The 19,758-nt window shown below is 45.2% G+C and carries 20 protein-coding genes and 1 tRNA gene; 6 read left to right on the top strand and 15 right to left on the bottom strand.

The genetic code is table 11. The features are described from left to right. Positions 1 to 144: 144 nt before the first annotated feature. The 5 genes from QUB04_RS25470 to yqeK all read right to left on the bottom strand — a co-directional run bounded on the left by QUB04_RS25470 (position 145) and on the right by yqeK (position 3,180). Positions 145 to 221: transfer RNA gene (locus QUB04_RS25470), tRNA-Met, on the bottom strand. A gap of 119 nt (positions 222 to 340) precedes the next feature. Continuing rightward, positions 341 to 1,294: an asparaginase gene (locus tag QUB04_RS25465; protein ID WP_333288676.1), complete on the bottom strand. Its 954-nt coding sequence runs from the start codon at positions 1,292 to 1,294 to the stop codon at positions 341 to 343. 181 nt (positions 1,295 to 1,475) lie between these two features. Continuing rightward, positions 1,476 to 1,985 carry a CGLD27 family protein gene (locus QUB04_RS25460; protein WP_333288674.1) on the bottom strand — a complete coding sequence of 170 codons (510 nt, stop codon included), beginning with the start codon at positions 1,983 to 1,985 and terminating at the stop codon, positions 1,476 to 1,478. A gap of 2 nt (positions 1,986 to 1,987) precedes the next feature. Next, positions 1,988 to 2,407 (bottom strand): ribosome silencing factor, encoded by a 420-nt coding sequence (gene rsfS / locus QUB04_RS25455; protein ID WP_333288672.1) that lies wholly within the window; start codon positions 2,405 to 2,407, stop codon positions 1,988 to 1,990. Positions 2,408 to 2,544: 137 nt separating this feature from the next. Continuing rightward, positions 2,545 to 3,180: a bis(5'-nucleosyl)-tetraphosphatase (symmetrical) YqeK gene (yqeK, locus tag QUB04_RS25450; RefSeq protein ID WP_333288670.1), complete on the bottom strand. Its 636-nt coding sequence runs from the start codon at positions 3,178 to 3,180 to the stop codon at positions 2,545 to 2,547. A gap of 203 nt (positions 3,181 to 3,383) precedes the next feature. Here yqeK and QUB04_RS25445 point away from each other — a divergent pair, with 203 nt between their 5' ends. Continuing rightward, positions 3,384 to 3,659 (top strand): BrnT family toxin, encoded by a 276-nt coding sequence (locus QUB04_RS25445; protein ID WP_333288668.1) that lies wholly within the window; start codon positions 3,384 to 3,386, stop codon positions 3,657 to 3,659. Next, positions 3,622 to 3,897 carry a BrnA antitoxin family protein gene (locus QUB04_RS25440; protein ID WP_333288666.1) on the top strand — a complete coding sequence of 92 codons (276 nt, stop codon included), beginning with the start codon at positions 3,622 to 3,624 and terminating at the stop codon, positions 3,895 to 3,897. Before QUB04_RS25445 ends, QUB04_RS25440 begins: the two co-directional genes overlap by 38 nt. Before the next feature lie 13 nt (positions 3,898 to 3,910). On the opposite strand, the gene QUB04_RS25435 is transcribed toward QUB04_RS25440, so the two are convergent. Then, the gene (locus QUB04_RS25435; RefSeq protein ID WP_333288664.1) at positions 3,911 to 6,553 is read right to left on the bottom strand and encodes a WD40 repeat domain-containing protein; all 2,643 of its coding nucleotides are present in this window, start codon (positions 6,551 to 6,553) and stop codon (positions 3,911 to 3,913) included. Then, the gene (locus QUB04_RS25430) at positions 6,550 to 8,091 is read right to left on the bottom strand and encodes an ATP-binding protein (protein WP_333288662.1); all 1,542 of its coding nucleotides are present in this window, start codon (positions 8,089 to 8,091) and stop codon (positions 6,550 to 6,552) included. Before QUB04_RS25430 ends, QUB04_RS25435 begins: the two co-directional genes overlap by 4 nt. A gap of 387 nt (positions 8,092 to 8,478) precedes the next feature. Here QUB04_RS25430 and QUB04_RS25425 point away from each other — a divergent pair, with 387 nt between their 5' ends. The 3 genes from QUB04_RS25425 to QUB04_RS25415 all read left to right on the top strand — a co-directional run bounded on the left by QUB04_RS25425 (position 8,479) and on the right by QUB04_RS25415 (position 11,264). After that, positions 8,479 to 9,702: a hypothetical protein gene (locus tag QUB04_RS25425; protein ID WP_333288660.1), complete on the top strand. Its 1,224-nt coding sequence runs from the start codon at positions 8,479 to 8,481 to the stop codon at positions 9,700 to 9,702. An 80-nt stretch (positions 9,703 to 9,782) separates the two neighbouring features. After that, positions 9,783 to 10,556, top strand: coding sequence for a hypothetical protein (locus QUB04_RS25420; RefSeq protein ID WP_333288658.1), 774 nt, complete (start codon positions 9,783 to 9,785; stop codon positions 10,554 to 10,556). Between the two features lie 78 nt (positions 10,557 to 10,634). Further along, entirely contained in the window at positions 10,635 to 11,264 is a 630-nt protein-coding gene (locus tag QUB04_RS25415) for a pentapeptide repeat-containing protein (RefSeq protein ID WP_333288656.1), read from the top strand. Positions 11,265 to 11,370: 106 nt separating this feature from the next. Here QUB04_RS25415 and QUB04_RS25410 read toward each other — a convergent pair whose 3' ends face one another. From QUB04_RS25410 to QUB04_RS25375, 8 genes are all read right to left on the bottom strand, one after another. Next, entirely contained in the window at positions 11,371 to 11,724 is a 354-nt protein-coding gene (locus tag QUB04_RS25410; RefSeq protein ID WP_333288654.1) for a XisI protein, read from the bottom strand. Then, on the bottom strand, positions 11,712 to 12,128 hold the full coding sequence (locus QUB04_RS25405; RefSeq protein ID WP_333288652.1) for a XisH family protein: 417 nt from the start codon (positions 12,126 to 12,128) through the stop codon (positions 11,712 to 11,714). Before QUB04_RS25405 ends, QUB04_RS25410 begins: the two co-directional genes overlap by 13 nt. 117 nt (positions 12,129 to 12,245) lie before the next feature. Beyond that, positions 12,246 to 13,514, bottom strand: a complete 1,269-nt coding sequence (locus tag QUB04_RS25400) for a WcaI family glycosyltransferase (protein ID WP_333288650.1) — start codon at positions 13,512 to 13,514, stop codon at positions 12,246 to 12,248. 161 nt (positions 13,515 to 13,675) lie between these two features. Next, a complete protein-coding gene (locus QUB04_RS25395; protein WP_333141659.1) occupies positions 13,676 to 14,113 on the bottom strand; it encodes an ATP-binding protein in 438 nt (145 codons plus the stop codon). Positions 14,114 to 14,660: 547 nt separating this feature from the next. Further along, on the bottom strand, positions 14,661 to 15,659 hold the full coding sequence (locus QUB04_RS25390; protein WP_333288647.1) for a sugar transferase: 999 nt from the start codon (positions 15,657 to 15,659) through the stop codon (positions 14,661 to 14,663). A gap of 396 nt (positions 15,660 to 16,055) precedes the next feature. Next, on the bottom strand, positions 16,056 to 16,724 hold the full coding sequence (locus QUB04_RS25385) for a DUF3318 domain-containing protein (protein ID WP_333056576.1): 669 nt from the start codon (positions 16,722 to 16,724) through the stop codon (positions 16,056 to 16,058). Between the two features lie 628 nt (positions 16,725 to 17,352). Beyond that, positions 17,353 to 17,565 (bottom strand): hypothetical protein, encoded by a 213-nt coding sequence (locus tag QUB04_RS25380; RefSeq protein WP_333288645.1) that lies wholly within the window; start codon positions 17,563 to 17,565, stop codon positions 17,353 to 17,355. 43 nt (positions 17,566 to 17,608) lie between these two features. Then, on the bottom strand, positions 17,609 to 18,664 hold the full coding sequence (locus QUB04_RS25375) for a hypothetical protein (protein ID WP_333288643.1): 1,056 nt from the start codon (positions 18,662 to 18,664) through the stop codon (positions 17,609 to 17,611). Between the two features lie 175 nt (positions 18,665 to 18,839). Between QUB04_RS25375 and QUB04_RS25370 the strand changes: the two genes are divergently transcribed. Beyond that, positions 18,840 to 19,724, top strand: coding sequence for a hypothetical protein (locus tag QUB04_RS25370; protein WP_333288641.1), 885 nt, complete (start codon positions 18,840 to 18,842; stop codon positions 19,722 to 19,724). Positions 19,725 to 19,758 lie beyond the last annotated feature (34 nt).

The raw sequence follows: 19,758 nt of genomic DNA, 5'->3' as shown, positions 1-19,758 counted from the left end.
GGGAAGTGGATTTGAACCACTGACCTTCGGGTTATGAGCCCGACGAGCTACCAGGCTGCTCTATCCCGCGTCGCTTTGTCTCTGTCTAGTGGTTTCCAAAAACAAAACCCTGAAACCTTAACGATTACAGGGTTCGCTTGAATTTGGTGGCGGGAAGTGGATTTGAACCACTGACCTTCGGGTTATGAGCCCGACGAGCTACCAGGCTGCTCTATCCCGCGTCGCTTTTTGTCTCTTTACTAATATAAACATATCTTTCTGAAAATTGCAACCCCTCCATCAAAAAAACTTTTTAGATTGTGGGAGGGGTTGCTGAAATCGGATCAGAGCCTCGATCGCCCTAAAGCATCGAAACTTCCCCGATTACCTCCAAGCGCTTGAACTCACTGAGAGTGAGGTAAGTCTCCGAAAGAGTTTCGGCGATAGTGGGAGTAATCCACCCCAACTGCTTGAGCAAGTGAATCGCCACAGCAAATTGAGCGCGCTTTCCCCCATCCGTCACCTTAATTGCCAAGCCCATGCCTTCGCCAACGCGGCCAATGCACTGCACCCCTTCGGCACCGGACTTGCTCACCAATTCCCCTTGAGTCAAGCGCATCAGTTCCGTGTCAAATTTGCCCTCACCGGCAACCATCATCGGGTGATGGGTCATAGCCCGGACAATCCGCTCCATATCCACATTGTTGCCGGAGGCTAACTGAGCGTACAAAGACGCCATTTGCCCCAACTGCAACAGATAGGTAGGAGCGCCGCAGTCGTCGCGAGCGCTGATAAACTCTTCGGCAGGCATTGCCAGCAAGTCAGCCACTTTGCCCAAAATAAGCTGCTGGACAGGATGTTTGCGGCGTAAATAAGTGTCCACAGGCCAGTGCAGTTGCTGGCAGACAGCCAGCATTCCGGCGTGTTTGCCGGAGCAGTTGTATTGCAGGGCGCTCTTTTTGCCTTCGGGAATGGGGCATTGAAGTTTAGAGGGGTCAATGTCGCAGCGCCACAGAACGTTAAATACCTGGCGCGATTGCTCGATCGTACCTTGATGGGAACTGCAAATAATCGCTAAATCTCGATCGGTCAATTCGTAGCGTTCTAAAGTGCCAGTCGCCGTCACCGCCAAAGCTTGAAAAGGCTTGAGTGAAGAACGGACAAATGAGGCCGTTTCCGAGTTACCAGCAACGGACAAAACGCGGCCACGGTTGTCGCAAACAGCGGCCTGGGCGCGGTGCCTCGATTCCACAATACCTTCGCGCAGCAATGTGACTTCCAGTTCGGGAGCTTGGGTTCGTTTTCCCCTTGTCATATCAATTTTAGATTTTAGATTTTAGATTTTAGATTGAGGCCGGTGGAAGTTTTGAGTTGCGAGCTGCCAGTTACGAGTTATAAAGTTTATCTTTCTGCGATCGTTTCTCACTCATGCACTCCGTGTGCGTTGTTGGCTGTGGGCGGCAATCTCAACACTCAAAACTCCCTTCCCTTCCCGATTACAAACAACTCCAAATTAGTCCCCCGGCAACCAGCAACACTGTCAAACCATAAAATGTCTGCCGCAGACGCCTGAGAATTGGTTCGAGTTGGTAGTTGACAATCAACTGGTCTTGAAGCAAAACTTCGGGAGTTTTAGGCCAAGATTGACAATCGTACCAGCCAGACTCTTCGTAGACGACCGTGGGATTTGAAAGGCGCGATCGCACGTAGAACCAACCCAAGTAGAGCCGCAGCAAAGCTAATCCTAGAATAAAACCGGCACCTGCGGCACCGCTGAGGACAAACTGAGCTGGATACTTGACAGGAGCAAAGCTAGAAGCAGCTATCGGCACCGATACCAAGCAACTCCAAGCCCACACCCAAGCTAGTTTTGCCAGGTATCCGGGCCAATTGAGTGTTACCCAGCTAAAAAACCAGGATTCTTTAAGTTCTTGGTATTCATTGATCGGTCGCTGTTCTTGCGGAACGGGACAAATAGAAGCAGAAACGTTTTTCACATTAGCCATCCTCACGGCGTGGGAGAAAAGTCAATGCGTTCGGCGTGTCCCCAGAACGCTTCTAAATTGTAGAACTCCCGCTCTTGAGGCTTCAAAATGTGAATAATCGCGTCGCCGTAGTCCATGACGACCCAACTAGCGTCTGATAGCCCTTGTGTACGCAGTGGCAAGCGTTGCCACTCTTCTTCAACTTGGTCTGCTATCGCTTGGGAGATGGCGCGTACCTGCACGTTGGAAAATCCGGTGACGATCGCAAAGTAGTCTGCCAAAAAGCATACTTCAGACACGCGGAGCAATACAATATCTACTGCTTTGCGGTCATCGGCTGCTTGGGCAACGGTCATGATCAGGCCGCGGGCTTCGTCTGAGGAGGTGCCGTCGGTTGTTGTAGACTGGGCCCTGGAGTATTCGAGTTGAGTTAGATCTGACATTAAGTGTTTAATTTCCTAATTGATACGGTAAGGGGGAATCGGTGCGCTTTCGCGATCGGTTGTTGGCAGTTTGAGACGGGAAATAGGAGTTAGGTTGAAGCCAAAAGTAAGGACAGAATTTCTGGTAAATTTTACTTTTAACTTGTGATTTGTTCGATCGACTTCTGGGTCGAATTTCCTGTTTCCGGCGATTCGCGGGCCATTTGCAGCGCCCAATTCCGCGTAAGTACGGTGCGGGGGTGGATGTAGCAGCGAGTTTCTAGCAAATATTTAAGAGAATAATCGCTAGTTTGCCACACGGCTGCATAAAGATTTTGCCAGCTTACCTCGCGCAGTGCTTCTAGTTGGGCTGTGTTGCCGCGGCTTGGCTCTATGGTATCTGCTATGAATACGGTACAACTGAGCTGGCTCATGTTTGGTCTGCCGAGGGTGTGATTGGCGATGGCGTCCAAAATTTCTCGATCGACCACCCCGAATTCGTCTCTGGCGACGATCGCGCTGGCGTCTGCGTGCAGCAAATGCGGGTGTGCTTCTAACACTGAGTCTAACTCTAAACCTTCCTTCTGGGCCATTTGCAGCAGCAGTGGAGGTTTGAAGTATTTTGCCAAATCGTGCAACAAACCGGCCGATCGGGCTTTTGCTTCGTCGAGGCCGTAATGGCGAGCCAAGTCACCTGCTACCTGTTCGACTCCGAGGATGTGTTTGATGCGGGCAGCAGGAACGCGCTCAGAGAGCCAAGCTAGGACGTTTTCGCGCGCGGGTGCAAGTGTCACATATTAACTCCAAAATTGTATGAGCTACTATTTTAGCGTTTTGTTTCGATCGGCTGCGGTGTCGGGCACACAGGGGTGTGGTGATATCTCGGATGGGGAGGGGTGAAGGGGGCCAAGGTCTTTAGCTGAACAATCCAAATATCTGTTAAACTGAGTGGCTGTAACGACAAATTGTAGTTACAATATCTAGTGAAAATCCAGGTATGGAATTTGAGTGGGATGAGGCTAAACGTCTTACCAACCTTAGCAAACATGGAATTGACTTTATCGACGTTCCATTAGTTTTTGATGGAGAAATCGTAACAGTTGAGGACGAACGATTCAGTTATGGGGAGCAAAGGTTTGTGACTTTTGGTTTGTTGCAAGGGCGAGTAGTCGCTATCGTCCATACAGAACGAGAGGAATATACCCGCATTATTTCCGCTAGAAAAGCAACTAAATATGAACAACGAATTTACTTCGAGCAAATCTCAAACTGATTGGGAACGCCTAGATGCCATGAGTGATGAAGATATTGATTTCTCTGATTGCCCTGAAATTACGCCTGAAATGTTTGCTAAAGCCGTAGTTCAGCGAGGCTTGCCCAACCCTAAGACTAAAGCTCAAGTTACCTTACGCATTGACAGTGATGTTTTGGAGTGGTTTAAATCTCAAGGTCGTGGTTATCAAACCCAGATCAACACCTTACTGAGAGAATACATGAAAGCCCATCAATAGTGGAACACTAATTTTAGGATATATCTATACCTTCCAACCGTAGGAAATGTACTCGTCCTGAAAGCTCACCAGCCACAATTGTTAAACCATCTGAAGTGACAGCACAAGAAAGTACACTGGACTCTACAGAAAAACTTGCAACTATTTTGCCAGTTTGTATATGCCAAACTTTAATACTGTAATCTCCTGAAATTGCAAACTCTCCAGATGGATTAACAACCACTGCATTAGCAGAATTATTATGAATAGAAAAGTTTTTTAATTCTGTCCCTTGGGCGATGTCCCAAATTCTCAGGGATTTATCCGATGATGCTGAAATTAGTTGTTCGCTGTTGGGAGTAACAGCTATACTCGTAATTGACTCCCCACTATCGTATCCATTCCATTTATTTAATAATTCTATAACCTTAATTTTATTGCCACACTTAAAATCCCAAATAACTAATAAATTTCCCACTGTTCCAGCAATAATGTACTTACCATCAGGAGTAATAACAACAGACGTGATCGGCCTGAAAGCTGGCTCATATAACTCTCTAAAAATATTTTGAGATTCTAAATCCCAAATAATTATGCTATTGTACACTCCTGAGACAATGTACTTGGAATCAGGAGTAATAGCTACTGTTTCAACTTCTTTTTCTGCCCTGCAATTTCCAAATAGTTTTTTTGTATTATGGAAGTTCCAAATTTGCACCCCTTTATAGCTTCCCTCACCTGACACAAAAGTTGATACAAATTTTTGACCATCTGGGGTAACAGCGATTGATTTTATTCCGTTGTAGCCCCCTGGGAGAGTTTTGAGGGGTTTTTGAGAATCAATATCCCAAATGATTATAGTACCGTCTCCGTCACCTGAAATAGCTTGTTTTCCATCTGGGGTAATAGCTACTGCCTGAACTGAACTACGGTGCTTTGTGATGGATTTGATTTTGGATTTTTTTTGTATTAATCTTAAATCCCAAATTTTAATAGTTTTCCACGCTCCGGTAACTACCTGTTTACCATCGGGAGTTATAGCCAATGCTGTTACATCTTGACCGTAATGAGCCTCAAAAGAACCCAATGGGATACCTGTTCTTAAATCCAAGATTTTTATTCCATTTCCATCTTTAGAAGTCGCAACAACTTTAGTTTCATCGGGAGTAATAGCAATACGAGTAATATAAGTTCCAAGCCAAGTTTTATCTGTAAGATTTTTCAAAACTTTACCTGTTGCTATATCACAAACTTCAAATGGATTATCTCGTTCTGCTACTCGTGTTGCTACCAGGAGTTTTTTCTCATCTTCTGTAAAACTAATGCCATAGTTTGTAATACTAATGGCATAAAAATATCCCTCAAAGGTTTTAATTTTTCTTAGCAGTTGCCCAGTTTTTAAATCCCAAAGAATCAGTCTTTTGTCATCACTACCGGAAATCACTTTATCTCCATCTGGGTGAATAGCTAAAACACTCACAGATTTTTGGTGTCCAATACAAGTACACAAGCACTCCCCTGTTTGTAAGTCCCAAACTTTAAGAGTAGTATCATGTGATGCGGAAACAATATTTTTACCATCGGGTGTAATAGCAATAGCTCTTATAGATGACTGATGACCGGTGAAAGTATCTATATTTTCGCCTGTTTCGATATTCCAAATTTTGATGGTGCTATCCGTTGAAGCTGAAACTATTTGCTTACCATCTTTTGTTACAGCGACTGCATCAACTGAGCCATTATGTCCTGTGAGAGTTTTTAGAGGAGTTCCTGTCATCATATCCCAAACTATAAGACTTTTATCTCCTAAACCTGAAACCATTTTTGTACCGTCAGGAGTAATAGCAATTGCGTGGACAAAAGAATAATCAGTTTGAAGAGAAAGTGTGCGTATTAAACTTTCGCCTGAAGGCGTTAAGCTAGGTGTTAATGGACGCAGCCAAGCTGAATAATTATACTTTTCTACTTGCTCAATAAATAAATTGAGTGTAAAAAAGGGTGATGGTTTTAATTTAAAATAACGTTTTTTAATCAAAAACATAAATTGATACCACGCGAATGGATACAAACAAATTAGCTTGACCACCCAGTTAGTAGCCACTTCAACGAATTTATACCACCAATACAAAAATGGATAAAGGGAGAATCTTGAAGGCAATTTATCGTTAATAAACTGTAATGGTTTAAACAGGATGTTTAATGTTACTTCTCTCGAAAATAACATTAGTGTTTCAACCAATTCTGGTGGTTCTTTGCAAAAAACTATTACTTTTTTCAACAGGATTTGTGGCAAAGACTTCGTTTCAAATTCAGACTCGTCTACACTCCTGTAAGATATCAAGCGGCCAAGGAGTTGACTGGGTAGTTGACTGGGAGCGTCAGTTAAAACATTAGCCGACATCCTAATCGCATCTTGAATTAATTTCAGATTGTCCTTGATATCTTCAGAAATATCAATATCAGGGTGCAAAGCTAAATCATAATCTGTAATTAGCGGTTGCACGCCAAACTCTTTGTGAGAAATCTTAGCAGCAAGAAAATCCAAGTCCGTCACTATTTCCAATAATTCATCTAGGCTCTCTATATCCCCTTCTTTTGACAAAAAACGCGGTAATTCTAGGTAACTTCTTTGCAAGTCTGGTGGTAGTTCGTGCAAATGTTTGTCGAATTCACTCATTTTCCGCGCCTCCTGCGTAATAAATACTTAGCAATGCGACCATTAATTTCTTGAAGCGTTACTCTCGAATTTTTCAGTGTGGGTGTGTCATGCAAAAAATCTACAAAGCTGGAGTGATAGATGCTATAGCAAATTTGTGCTTTTAATTCCTCCTCACTAAAAAACTCAATCCAATCTTCCAGCACTTCCTGAACCTGATATATATCTTGTTCGGCTATGTCAGCAATTAATTGGCAGGAGACTGGTAAAGCCAACTCCACCAAGATATAAATAATCTCAACTTTGTGACGCTGCCGCTCATTTGTCATGCCCATGAGTTGCCAATGCTGTTGATAGTAACCTTGTAGATCTTCAGGTAATTCTTGGAAATTTTTATCTTGGTATTCCCCATTGGCGATCGCTGATAATACACAACGCAAATACATGAAGTTGTTTTTACTCTTTTGTGCAAGCTGATCGGTAAATTCTTCCTTGCTCAGATTTCGAGCTTCAATCCACTGACGTAAGCCATTTTCAAACTCTGGATCGACCAGGAATAACCAAATGTACTCTTTCACGTCTTTTTCGCTCTCTTTGGGATATTTCCATAAATTAAAATTATGCTTGGGTGCCTCAACTAACAAACGCTCTTCCTCCGGGAGAAAGGGGCGTCGTGTCAGCAAAAAGTAGACATTATCTGGAAGATATTTAGGTAAATAACAAATATTTCTCACCTCTTCACTCTTTTTCTCACGTTCGTCCAGTGCATCAACTGCAATTACCAAACGTTCACCAGGTGGAAGCAACTTGCTGACTTTCTGAAGTAACTCATCTAAAAACGTACTATCGTTAATAGCGCGATCGGGCAAGGAATCATAACCCAAGTTGTAACGGTCTAGCAGTTGATTGCAAATACTTTTGAGAAATTCTTCTTCCTTATTTTTTTCACGATTTATAAAATAACCAACACACTGGTTGTCTGTAATATACTTAGCCAAAATCGTACTTTTGCCGATGCCCGGTTCGCCTACTATTGTGAAGTAGCCATTGCTATTGGTACTAAAAAAGTTTTCGATCGCATCGAATACAAAGCGACGACCAACAAATCTTTTAAGCTTGCGATGGATCAGCGCTTGAAAATTCGATAACTCCCCTTTGAATTCGGGTTGATTATTTACAAACCTTGACCAGTCACTGGTATCGACAACGCTGCGCGGATCTAAACCCAAGGCGCTGGTAACTCTCTCGATAGATACTGTATCCTTTGGCTCACAGTTCAACATTGCTTTAACAGTAGAGTCATCAACCTTTGCTATGGTTGCAACGACTAATTGAGTCCAAGGTTTTGCCACTTTGTCCAAAGCTGCTTTAATCAGATGTGAATCATCAACTTTCTGCTTTTGACGATACCGACGTACATTTTCAGGCGTTACACCTGCCAGTGTTGCCAGGTGTTTATCAGAAATTTCCTCCCCTGCTATCTCAATCATCCTCTCCCTGAGCAGTTTTGCGCCTTTTTCGGTTAACGACACGCCACGGGTTCTAGGTTTTGAACTCACAAACGGTACTCCAGTTCATACTAAATTCTTTTAAAGATAGCAAATTTTTCTCTACTGCTCGTGTTTCGGAGTTTCCAAGGCTTTCTCTGTTATTCATGTCTGCTACTGAGTGACGCCAATGCGTATCTGTGACGGATACAAGTAGTTTAGGGCGATCGCTCAAATTCCAGCAAGGGGGAGAAGGGGGAGTTAAGGGATTTAACTTCAGGACTGACGCTAGGGAGCTATTTACACTACCTATGGCGCTAAATTGTTAACAATGACTCTACATATAGTGTTTATATGTAACTCCTGAACTTTTTTGACATCTCCCCTTTCTTCCCTTTTGTATTTTTGTCGCTTGTGGCAGATTACAGATGTCCCAGCGAGAACAGACAAATATCAGAGATGTCTAATAAACAAAAGCAAGTTGATGATTTAATCTACTCCATCGAACAAGACCCTAAATACGCCCATCTCCGCGAACAGGCAAAACATCCACCTACTACCGACAAACCGAAAAATTTCTGGCAGAGAGTCTTCAACACATTAAAGGAATTAGTCATCGCCGATCCAAAAGCCTTTCACGGAACGGCTGTGGTTTCCGAAGACTTGGCGAAGCAAGCAACACTGACTGCGGGTACAGTTACTGTCAGCAGCCTGTTGAACTTTTTAACCAATTATCCCTTACTGTTCTACGCCTTTAAGGATATGGGGGGCAGTCCAGCTTGGGTTTTGACTTCGTTGTCCAACATCCTGATTCTCAAATTCACTAACGACAGCACGACGGCTGTTTCATCCCGCACAAAATACAACAAAACATGGCAACTCTGGGCGATCGCCGCCTCCCTATCCATCAATATCCTCCAGTCGATCGCCTCTCTCGTAGGCACAGAATTAATGCTCAATCAACCAGGTCTGAGCCAGATCAAAGCAGCAGAATCGATTCAAAAACAGATACAACAAGTCGAAACCCTCAAGCAACTTGACAGTCCCCAATATCAACAAACTCGGCAACGATGCCAAGAAGGAGAACAGCAATTAAATCAACTCGACAGAACCAATCCGCGATGGGACTCGCTTTACGTGCAACTGTACGGACCTTGGGGCGATCGCAGTACCAACTGGAATCAAGTTCCCTCTGAACAACTTCCTATCTGCCGTCGAGTCGTTCGCCTGGAAACAGAAGCCTATCAAAACTATGAAACGGCCAAAAAAAACATGGAACAGTTGCTAGTAATCCGTCTCCAAATGGGTAACGATCTTGCCTTTCTCAAACAAGAAATGCCCTTACTTTATCAACAACACTTTACCCCAGCGGGTGAAATTGCCTCCGGGATTGAAGCAACACGAATGGCAATCCTCAGTTGCACCAACAAACTCCAGAGTGGCGACATCGCAGGAATGGGTTTCCCCTTATTCATGCTGCTGCTGTCAGTGATTACTAGCGGCTATGCTTGCGCGATGACGATCGCCCTTGCTTTCCGCGAGGATACCGCAAAATCCTTCAGCGATACAGTCCAGCATCAGCGAAACTTCTGGCTGGAAGCGCGTCGCCGGGAACTGACAGCGCAGGCAGAAACCGTGGCTGACATCCGCCCGCACTCTGACAGCGACAGCCATCTCAACTAATTGCAGGGTGCGCGGCTGCTTCCAAACCCGCGCCCCTAACCCAAGAAATTAGCGATCGCCCCATCACCCAAGAGGTTAAAATGCTCAACTCACAACACCCCAGCTCCGCCAAAACCCGCATCTCCTTAGTTCCCGACTCTGAACCGCTGCCCCCGGTTGTGCAGCCGGAGCCATCTACATCAGAATCAGAGTACAAAACCCGCCTGCTAAGCCTCTATATCGCTGAAGTCCAGCAAACCGGACGCATTGATTACCCGGAGTTGGTACAGTACCTCGACCAAGTTTACGCAGTTGAAAATGCCTGTGAGGGAGCAGAAATCCTGCCAGATATCTGCGATATTCTCCTGCAAAACCTGGAACTCGCACAAGCTGACATTCTGACAGCTTCTGGGAAAATTCAAATTCTGCTAAATACATTGGCGGATGCACTCGCCCAGAAACACCTCACAGACGACATCGAACAACAAGTGCGATCGGGCATCCGGGAAGAAACTCAGCGCTTCCTCAAAGCCGCAGAATACCTGCTCGATACCGCCGAACAGCACACCCTTCAACGACAGTTCCGGTTTTGGAAATCGCGATCGAGCCCAGAAGAAATAGAGGCCGAAGACCTTCGCAAATCTATCAACGACCTCAAATACATCCGCCAGTACCTTGCGGAACACCTGCGAATTCGCGAACTGATCGAAGAATTCGTGCCGGCAGAAGGCAAAATCGGCAACTTCCACCGACTGCACAAATATCTGGAATTTGCCCCCAGTGCCGCTGACTTGTTAGGCAACTTCCTCCAGCAAGCACTCCAGCGCAAAATTGCAGGCGGTACAAAGTTCGTCACTCCCAAATCATACCGATAACTTTTCACCTTTAGCCGCTCTCCAATTCCAAGAGCGGCTGCCAACTCAACAAACTCGAAATAACTCAGGAAAACAGCCATGATGCCATTCTTTGACGCAACTTCTAACCGAAAACAAATGAACACCGCGCAGTTTCGCGACGAATTCGATCGAGGACAAAGGGATTTCAGCTACACGAATCTTACAGCAGTCGATTTAAGTGGCATGAATCTCTCAGAAATTAACTTTCAAGGTGCGGTACTGTGGAAAGCTAATTTAGAAGGAACAAACCTCTCGAAAGCCAACTTAACACAGGCTAATTGTAGCCAAGTTAACCTCAGTTGGGCGGTGCTGAGTTTGGCTCGCGCCGAAAGTGCAAACTTCGCCAGTGCCAAATTGCATCAAGCTGACTTGCACAGCATTCGCGCCATTGGCTGCAACTTCCACAAAGCTGATTTAGAAGGAGCTAATTTAAGTCGAGGAGATTTAGAACGAGCCAATTTAAGCCGTGCCAATCTCAGCTATGCTGATGTGAGTTGGGCTAATCTCAACGGTACTAATTTAGCTGAGGCCAACCTGCACAAAACTAACCTCAGTTGGACGGATTTGGATGCCTCGAATCCCGAACACGCTCGCTTGGGACTGACGGCGCTTACTGGAATTCGCCTCCCTTGGGGCGTCTATGTTATCAACCACAAAAAAGCGCGCAAAGAGCATAACGAGAGTTAGTTTGTAGATTTTGCCCTTTGGCTGTCGCGATCGGATATTTTTTATTGATTTATTCAATCCGTGACAGCCAAAGGAGTGAAATGAGGCTATAAATTTTTGTCTCTCATCAAACTGTGGCAAATTCTGTCAAAGGTCTTTTGCTAGGATGATGAAACCCCAAAACAATATCGCCCTTAGAAATTCCTGCTGCTAGTAAATCATCAACTACGCACAAATTCGTCCAATCTTCTTCTACCCAAATTTTACCCTCTTTAATCCGAAGATACATGGTAATGTGGCGGAGCCGTTTTTTGCCATCCCAGCCCGAACGAAACCATAGATAGTGATCTCGTTCTTCGTCAAATGCTAGACGATGCTCTGGCTCTAATTCATCTAGTGCGATCGCCCCTTTGACGGTCATTTCATAATATCCAGTCAATATTTGTTTAATTGTATTGCGATAGTATTCTAATTTATCCATTCCAGAATTTCCTCCTTTGCCATTTCAACTACCATTAACAAAACCTGATTTTCATTAGTAATTACTTGGATAGACTTGCGTTTAAAAAAATCTTGGTATACGATATCATCAATTGCAAAATAGAGCCTGTATTCTGGAGCCGTGAGTTGAATCAGATTTCGGTAGACAATGTATTGACCGAGTGCGCCGTGAAAATCATACATTAGCGATCGCCCAATAAAGCTCTTAATTTCAACAACTATTTTTTGTCCTTGGCGTTCTGCGGCGATCGGCTTTTCTGCTGCTATATCGGCATACAACTCCGCATCCTCATATTTGATGAAGTACGGGTCAGCCGTAATTCTCCAACCATCTTTTAGCAGGGCATTTTTAACTGCATTGTGATAGGTGTCTTTGGCAGGCATTGTAAAAACACTTAAATATTAATCGCTCTTTAAATACAGTAAATACATTATAACTCTTAAGATTCGGTTTCACCAAGAAACAAATAAAGGTCGGTACTCACTAACCTAATGAGCTTATTATTTCGGCAAAGGCTGCAACAGCTTATCACCATGACTCGCTGCAACCGCCGCAAATAAAGCTTCATAATGATTCAAAGCTTCCTCAAATCCGTAATTCTCCACAGCATAATTTCTGCCCTGCTCGCCCAACGCATCCACCTTAGCAGGGTGCAAGTACAAATCCTCAACAGCCTCAGCCAAAGCCTGCGGATCTTCCGGCGCTACCACCACCCCGCCACCGCTTTGCTGCACTGCTTTCTGGGCCGTACCGGTTTCGGGAACCGAAGCCAAAATTGCCCTGCCGCTGGCGAGAATTACTTGAATTTTTGAAGGCATATTGAAGTTAGTAACGCGGCGCTTTTGTACGACTAAACTAACATCAGCAGCAGCCAACAATTCTGGCAATTTTTCTCGCGGTTCAAATGGTAGCAGCATTACATTATTAGCTTTGTAAGTTTCGCAATCTTGTTGCAAGCGCGCCAAGGCTGTTGATTCCCCCACAATTACAAAAGCAATTTCGGTTATGTGTTTCAAACGAGCCGCTGCTTGGACAACTGTTTGCAAGCCTTGAGTTAGAGCAATATTGCCAGCATAAAGAACGACAAATTTGCCATTGAGTTTGTGAGTTTCTCGAAATGAGTTACTTTCCTTGGGTAAGGGCCGAATGAAATTGACATCAACCCAATTGGGAACGCAAACTATTTTTTCCGGGGGTACTCCTTGAGAATGCAATTTGGTGACAAAACCGCTGTCGATGACGCTGACTTGGCTGGCTGTGCTGTAGGCCAATTTTTCCAAAGCGTCAGCAATGCGAACTAGCAGTCCGTTTTTTTTGACCAAGCCGACGCGCACGGCTGCTTCTGAGACGATATCCTGAACGTTGAGGACGATCGGGCAAGCGCGAATCCAGCCGTAAAAGGCGACTGGGACGCAAATCGGTAAAGGGGGCATTGTCGAGAAAATCACGTCGGGACGCCAGCCTCTGAAGGCTTGGACGGCGCTGGAGACGACAAAACTGCCGTCTAGCACAAGTCGGTCTAGGAGGCTGGGGTGGGGGCCGTTGACGCGCAGATAGCTGCGCTGAATTGTGACGCCGTTGTGTTCTTCGGTGAGGTAAAATTGGCCCTCATATTGCGGATAAATCCGGCGCTGGGGATAGTTGGGCATTCCCGTGACGACTCGGACTTGATGCCCGCGCTTGACTAGGCCTTGCGCTAGTTCTGTCATCAGGGGGGCAATGCCGATCGGCTCTGGATAATAGTTATAGGAATAAATTAGAATACGCATAATATTTATTTTGAAGCAAATTGTCCTGCAGCCGCGTGCATCAAGCCTGCACCCGCAGAATTGCAGAGGATGTGGTTGGGTTCCGGGTAGGACAATAAGGGGCGAGGCGATCTTCCACTCCTTGGGAAAGAAGCCGCCCTTACCGGGCGGGTATCGCGCCCTCAGCTAATGTTTTTTCGCATTACCAGGCAGTTGCGGCGATCGTCGGTACGGATATACCGAAGGTCGTCTGTGAGCTTGTACATGAACACCAGTCCCCTTTCTCCTTCTCTGTCCAAAGGATCGCGCTGCTCTTGCATGATCGAGTGCAGCTTTGCTTCTAAGTTGAAGGGTTGACCCCTGTCCCAAATCCTAATTTCTAAGTAATCGGCAAACACTTTTACCTCAATGTCTATGGGCGTTGTGGGAGGCAAGTTCTGGTGAGCGTGGCGGACAGCGTTTGTAAAGCCTTCGTTGATTATCAGCCGGCACTGCCACCAGAAATCCGCTGGCAACAGGGGCAAAACGATATTCTCCAACCATTCCAAAACGGATGTTAAAGCATTCAGGTCTGTTTCAACCTGAAGGTGCGGCTCGGCCTTTGGTTGCTTGTCTTTCATCTTTCTTCCCCCTGGTCGGCCCCCACCACCGCTGTACTCAGCGCCGGAGGGAGAGAAAAAGGAGGGCAAGGTCTTGGCAACATATTAGTTAAGTCAAGCTTGAGTTGAAGAAGCCCGTTTTGCCTCAAGGTGAGCATTCCTTTCGCACCATTTACTCGCACAGCAAATGAGAGACTTCCGATACTGTAACCCGCCTCGGTAGGGCGTTTAAAAAGGGAAAATTCCCGATTCAGGTTGCGAGGAAGTGATTTGATCTTCGACCGTGTTAGCAGTCGGTACTTTTCTAAACACAGGTGAGTTCTTCTCGTCCTCGAAAATCATGCTGGGATCATTTGAGTATGACCTCGAACTCGCTAATTGCTAATTATTAATGCTCTGATTGCAGAGCGGACAACTAGCTGTGCATTTTCTGGGCGTGTGAATTTTAACACTTAATGCTAACGTAGGTATCGCTAGCGATCGTCTGCTTGACTAAGTATCAAGTTCGAGTTCCCGCCGCCCGTCGGCAACAGCACCTGAAAGTTCAGGGCTGGGTTGTTGAGGGCTCCTACACAGCGCCACTATTTTTGTTAAAAAGGACTGTTACAGTTTTAACAATTAGTTTCAAGTCATACACCAAGCTCCAGTTTTGTTGGTATTTTAAATCTAAACCGATGACATCTTCAAAATCGCGGACTTGAGAGCGACCGTTGACTTGCCATTCCCCTGTCATCCCGGGTTTGACATCCAAACGCTGCCACTGAGGGACTTCGTAGCGCTCAACTTCGTCTGGGGTAGGCGGTCTAGTGCCGACTAGACTCATTTCGCCTTTGAGCACGTTCCAAAACTGCGGCAGTTCGTCGAGGCTGGTTTTGCGTAAGATGCGCCCGACTTTGGTAATCCGCGGGTCGTTGTCATTTTTGAAAAATGCGCCAGAAGCTTGGTTTTGAATTTGGGCTTTCATGGCTTCGGCGTTGGTACACATCGATCGAAATTTCCAAATCCGAAATTGTCTGCCCATCCAGCCACAGCGGGTTTGACCGAAAAATATCGGGCCTGGATCGTTGATAGTGATGGCTGCTGCTATGGGTACGAACAAAATTCCTGTAATTATCAAACCGACTATGGCCCCAACGATATCTATCAGCCGCTTCACCCACGATTGCACTGAGGGGTGGGTCATCGGTAGCTGATTGTCCGAGGGGTTAGTCTCTGTGGGAGTTGAGGTTGCAGAGGGCTGCTCGATCGTCAGCACTTGATCTAGGCTGGTGAGAGCAAATACTGCCATCACCTGCGGCTTGAGGCTTCGGAGCACCAAGTCGCTGCCACGCTGTTTGGCAAATTTCAGATTGCTGACTAAAGCACCGATCCCGCTACTGTCGATGAATGTCGTCTGACTAAAGTCTAGGACAATCTTGCTGGGAACGGTGCTTCCCGAAAAAAGTTGCTGGCAGGTTGTCTTGAAGTTTACGGCTTCAAGTACGCTCAAGCGCACGGGTATGTGAACTGAGGGAATCTCGTCCAAGTACGTAACCCGAAAATCTGCCTCTGGGGTTTGGCTGACCATGAAGTCCTAGTTTCAAATTTCAAGCTGATGTCTTTAGCCTATTCTGTCCTAGCAGCTCCACCTTTACCAAATATTATGGTTAACAAAAGGCTAGCTTTATACAAACTTTACAAAAACGCCTGCCAACTCGCCCGCCGAGAGTGATATCAAAGGCAAAAATAGACTTGAGCCTACCAGTGCCAGTTTTGGCCCAAAGATTTTTGAACGCAGTTGCTGCCAAACTTTGACATCGGAATCAAGATTTTTGTGGATTCAGGCCCCTTAATCTTGTCGTTCATAATTTTCGTGCCTCTCTTGCAGCGGATAACCATCGCAGTTAACAGTTAACAGCTAACACAGAAGTCAACAGTTAACGGTTAACTGGAAAACCCCCGTACCAAGAGTCGGGGGATGAGGTTAAGAATTGTAGACGTTTTCTGACTGGGAGGTTTCGCGGGTGATGGGTTTGACTTTGGCTTTGGCTTTGGCTGCGTTGCGTTTGAGGGCCTGGAGACGAGCTTCGTATTTAGCCCGCTGCTGTTTTTTGGAGGTTTGCTCGATTAAGGTTTTTAAGGCGCTGCCGAGGCTTTTGTAGGCGTTTGGGAGAGTGTAGCCGAAGCGGGTGGCTAGGGCGAGGGCTTTTTCGTCGGCGTCTATTGCTTCTTTTAAACTTTTCTCTCCGTTGTTTTTTTGGTAAAGTCTCCAGCCTGAGACGCCGCACAGAGATAGGGCCAGTAACAGCAGCAAGCCGTCTTGCACCCACAGTTCGCCGACAGCGCCGCCTAAACCAATGGCGAGGGCTGCCATTTCCCAACCGTCTCTGGGGATGGTGTCGTTTTGGATTCTGGCGACTTCGTGCCAAAATAGGAGGTTGCGCTGATCCATTGCTAGCTGTTCCCAGCGGATCAGGTCTATTTGGATTTCTACCTGGTCTTTGCCTATTTCTTCGCTGCGGATCAGGGTAGGATTAACTTCTATTGTTTTTTCTACTGTTACCCAACTTTGGAGTTCTGGGGGCAGTATATTTTTCAAGCGCCGGATCTCACTCATCTCGGCTCTTGCTGTAGAGGTTGCATAGGATGTCATAGCTCCGGCCTATTGATTTTCCAAAGGTTAATATGTGTCTATTTCTGGAGTATAGCAAACCTTGAATCCAAATATAGTGTAGCAACGGGGGTCGATCGACCAATACTTGCAATTTTACTTGATTTTACTCTCAGGGGGCGATCGCAACTGCCGACTCGATCCTTGACTTTCGGCTATTTCGTCAACAGTGCGATTTCTGGCCGCAATTTCGACCAAGCCGACAAAACTTCCGGCTGAGAAGTTATGCCTTTTTGAACTAAAACAACTCCGTCAAATACTTCAGAAAATCCCTACAAACCTCGCCGTAGAGCTTCATCGGTAAAACGCACTCCCGCCCGAGATCGGGAGCATCTCAATGAAAGCAGCAAAGCTCGAAATTGGAATTAGGAGTCAGGAGTCAGGAGCCAGGAGAAAAGAGTCAGAAGGAAGAAGAAAGAAGTGTTTTTGCAAATATGAGATGCTCCCCCGAACTCTACCCCTGTCAATCGGAGCTTTTAAATTATTCTGCTGTAAATGCCACAAGTCCAGAAAGTCATAATCTACCGCTAATTTTTAAAAATGGCGACAACTAAATCCGTGTAATATGAGTCTAAAACCTTGTTTTATCTTCCATTACGGGATATCTTTTTTATGGCAAACAAAGTTGTGCAACTCTTCTTTTTGTCCCAACATCCTCTCTTTTTTTGCCTCGTTTAACATTCATTTTTTTCTCTTTTTTTGCTACATGAGTGCGATCGCCCACCGTCGGGTGTTCGATCGCGCACAGTAGCGAGTCGGATCGCGCGCTGCTGGGCCTAACTGCTGGTCTCCCCCCTTTCCTTCTTGCAGTGGATATTACCACTATTCGGGGATTTACACACATGATTGAGACGCCATTTAAATAATTAAAGTGACTTGAGAAGACCACTCTCTAACTGATAAATTGCTGCCATAATCCCGCTTTCAGGATTTGTGAGCAGGGACTTTTTGACATCTTTCAAGTATTCTACAATGTGTGCCCGCAAAATCGGTCTTTCTACTTTGACTGTGTGATTGTAATCCCACAAATCCCAGATGATAATCCCGATGCCGACAATCGGGTCGATTAAACTTACTCCCAACTGACTAGCAACTGTACCGCCTGTTTTTGTGGCTACCTTGGCGGCGGCTTTGCTGGCAACTTTTGCCGTAACTTTGCTACCAACTTTAGCTGCTACTCCCAAAATTAAGGGTTTAGCAACCAAGTAACCGCTACCGCCAACTAATACTTTTAATGATAAATTCGAGACATTTCCTTTATCGCTAATTGTAGTAGCAATATCGTTCAGATATTTGTCCCACTGTACTTGCGGTATATTATAACTGTTTTGAACTACTTTCACATTCTTGCTAACTTCTGATATATACAAATTAGCAGTATCTTGAGTGATTAATTGAAATCGCAGTTGAGCATTTTTGGGTACCAGCACGCGGTTAGCAAATTCTCTTTGAAAGTCTTCAGTTAATTTTTCGGAAACAGCTTGAGATGCTGCTGTCATATCAAATCTGTTGAGTACGGCAGATTTCACGAAATTAAAAGGTACGGTAAACTCCATCTTTTTTTGAGTGAAGTAATCAAAGTACCAATCGAGGAAACTATTGTCTACTCGTGCGATTACTTCAGTTTCCCATTTATCCAACTCTTTTGATGCGAAAGTTTCGGCTGTTATCTGGGATTTTTGGATGGCGTTTTTTATGTCTTGGTTGACTTTGCTGAAATCGTGTGGCGGCGAGACTACAACTGCTGTGGTTCCGGTATTTGTTAGTGACTGGGAAATTAGAAAGTTACCTAATAGGGGAATGATGACTACTAAAATTACGATCGTCCAAATCATCGGTGTCACAGTTTTGATAAACTGACCGATAACTCTGAGACGTTCTGTTTTCTCTGAATAGCTAATTTCTTCCTTGTCTTGACTCATGGCGGTTTCTCAACTGATGAGAGTTGGGCTAGTTTCGATTATAGGCGATCGTACCTGCGATCGTGTTACGGGCGTGTGGCCTGGGATTCTGGAAAGGTTGAGGAAAAGTGCCCGCTAGTGAAGCTATCCCACAGAAAATCGCCAGTTTTTAATTCTTGACTGCATAGAAATTAAAGTGGTACTATTTTTGAATATATCTCAAGCTGTTAATATGACCTTAGATCCTTTGCTCCGCAAGCTAGCAGCCATAAATCAAGCTTTATCTGCCATTTCAGCAGAAACCTGCACGGCGGCTGGATGCAATCAAGCAGTTTCAAAACCCGGTCACAAATTATGCTACGAACATTGGAAAGCTAACAACGCTCAACCCGTGTCAGCGCCCAAACCTAAACCCCAACAATCCTCTTCCCCCTCACTTCTGTCCGCTACCAGCATCAGCGAGAAACTAGAAATATCAAAGCACAAAGTCAACCCAATTTTAGCAGAGTTAGGATTGGTAAACAAAGAGCGCAACGGCTGGGTAGCCACTAAGCGGGGGATTGGTTTTGGGGCAGTGCAAAAAACCTACCCTCAAGACAACACTCCTTATGTGCTTTGGCCAGAATCTATACTGACAAATCAAGTTTTTATAGCGACTATTGAGAGTCTTAAAGGTGACAATTCAGAACAGAGCAAAACAGAAGTAAACACAAAGCTAGGGTTCCGGGAAAAGTTTCGGGCGAGTGCACAGCATCGAACAACCGACGGTCATTTTGTGCGGTCTAAAGCTGAAGTTTTGATTGATAATTGGCTCTATATGGCGGAGCTAGTTCACGCCTATGAACGCCGACTACCCATAGAGGAAGAAGCTTACTGTGACTTTTATATTCCTGGGGGAAAAGTGTATATTGAATACTGGGGATATGAGAACAACCAGGAGTATGTGGCGCGTAAGAAAGTGAAGCAAGAACTGTACCAGAAGTACGAACTCAACCTGATTGAGTTAACAGATGAACACATCAAGAATTTGGATGATTATTTGCCTAGAATGTTATTAAAATTTGGCGTAATTGTAAATTGATTGAAAAGTACGATCGCACTCTTCATCCGCGTTA

The organism is Microcoleus sp. D2_18a_B4 (assembly GCF_036702475.1).
In the GTDB taxonomy this organism is placed as follows: Bacteria; Cyanobacteriota; Cyanobacteriia; order Cyanobacteriales; family Microcoleaceae; genus Microcoleus.
This window is presented reverse-complemented; position numbering and strand designations above follow the sequence as displayed.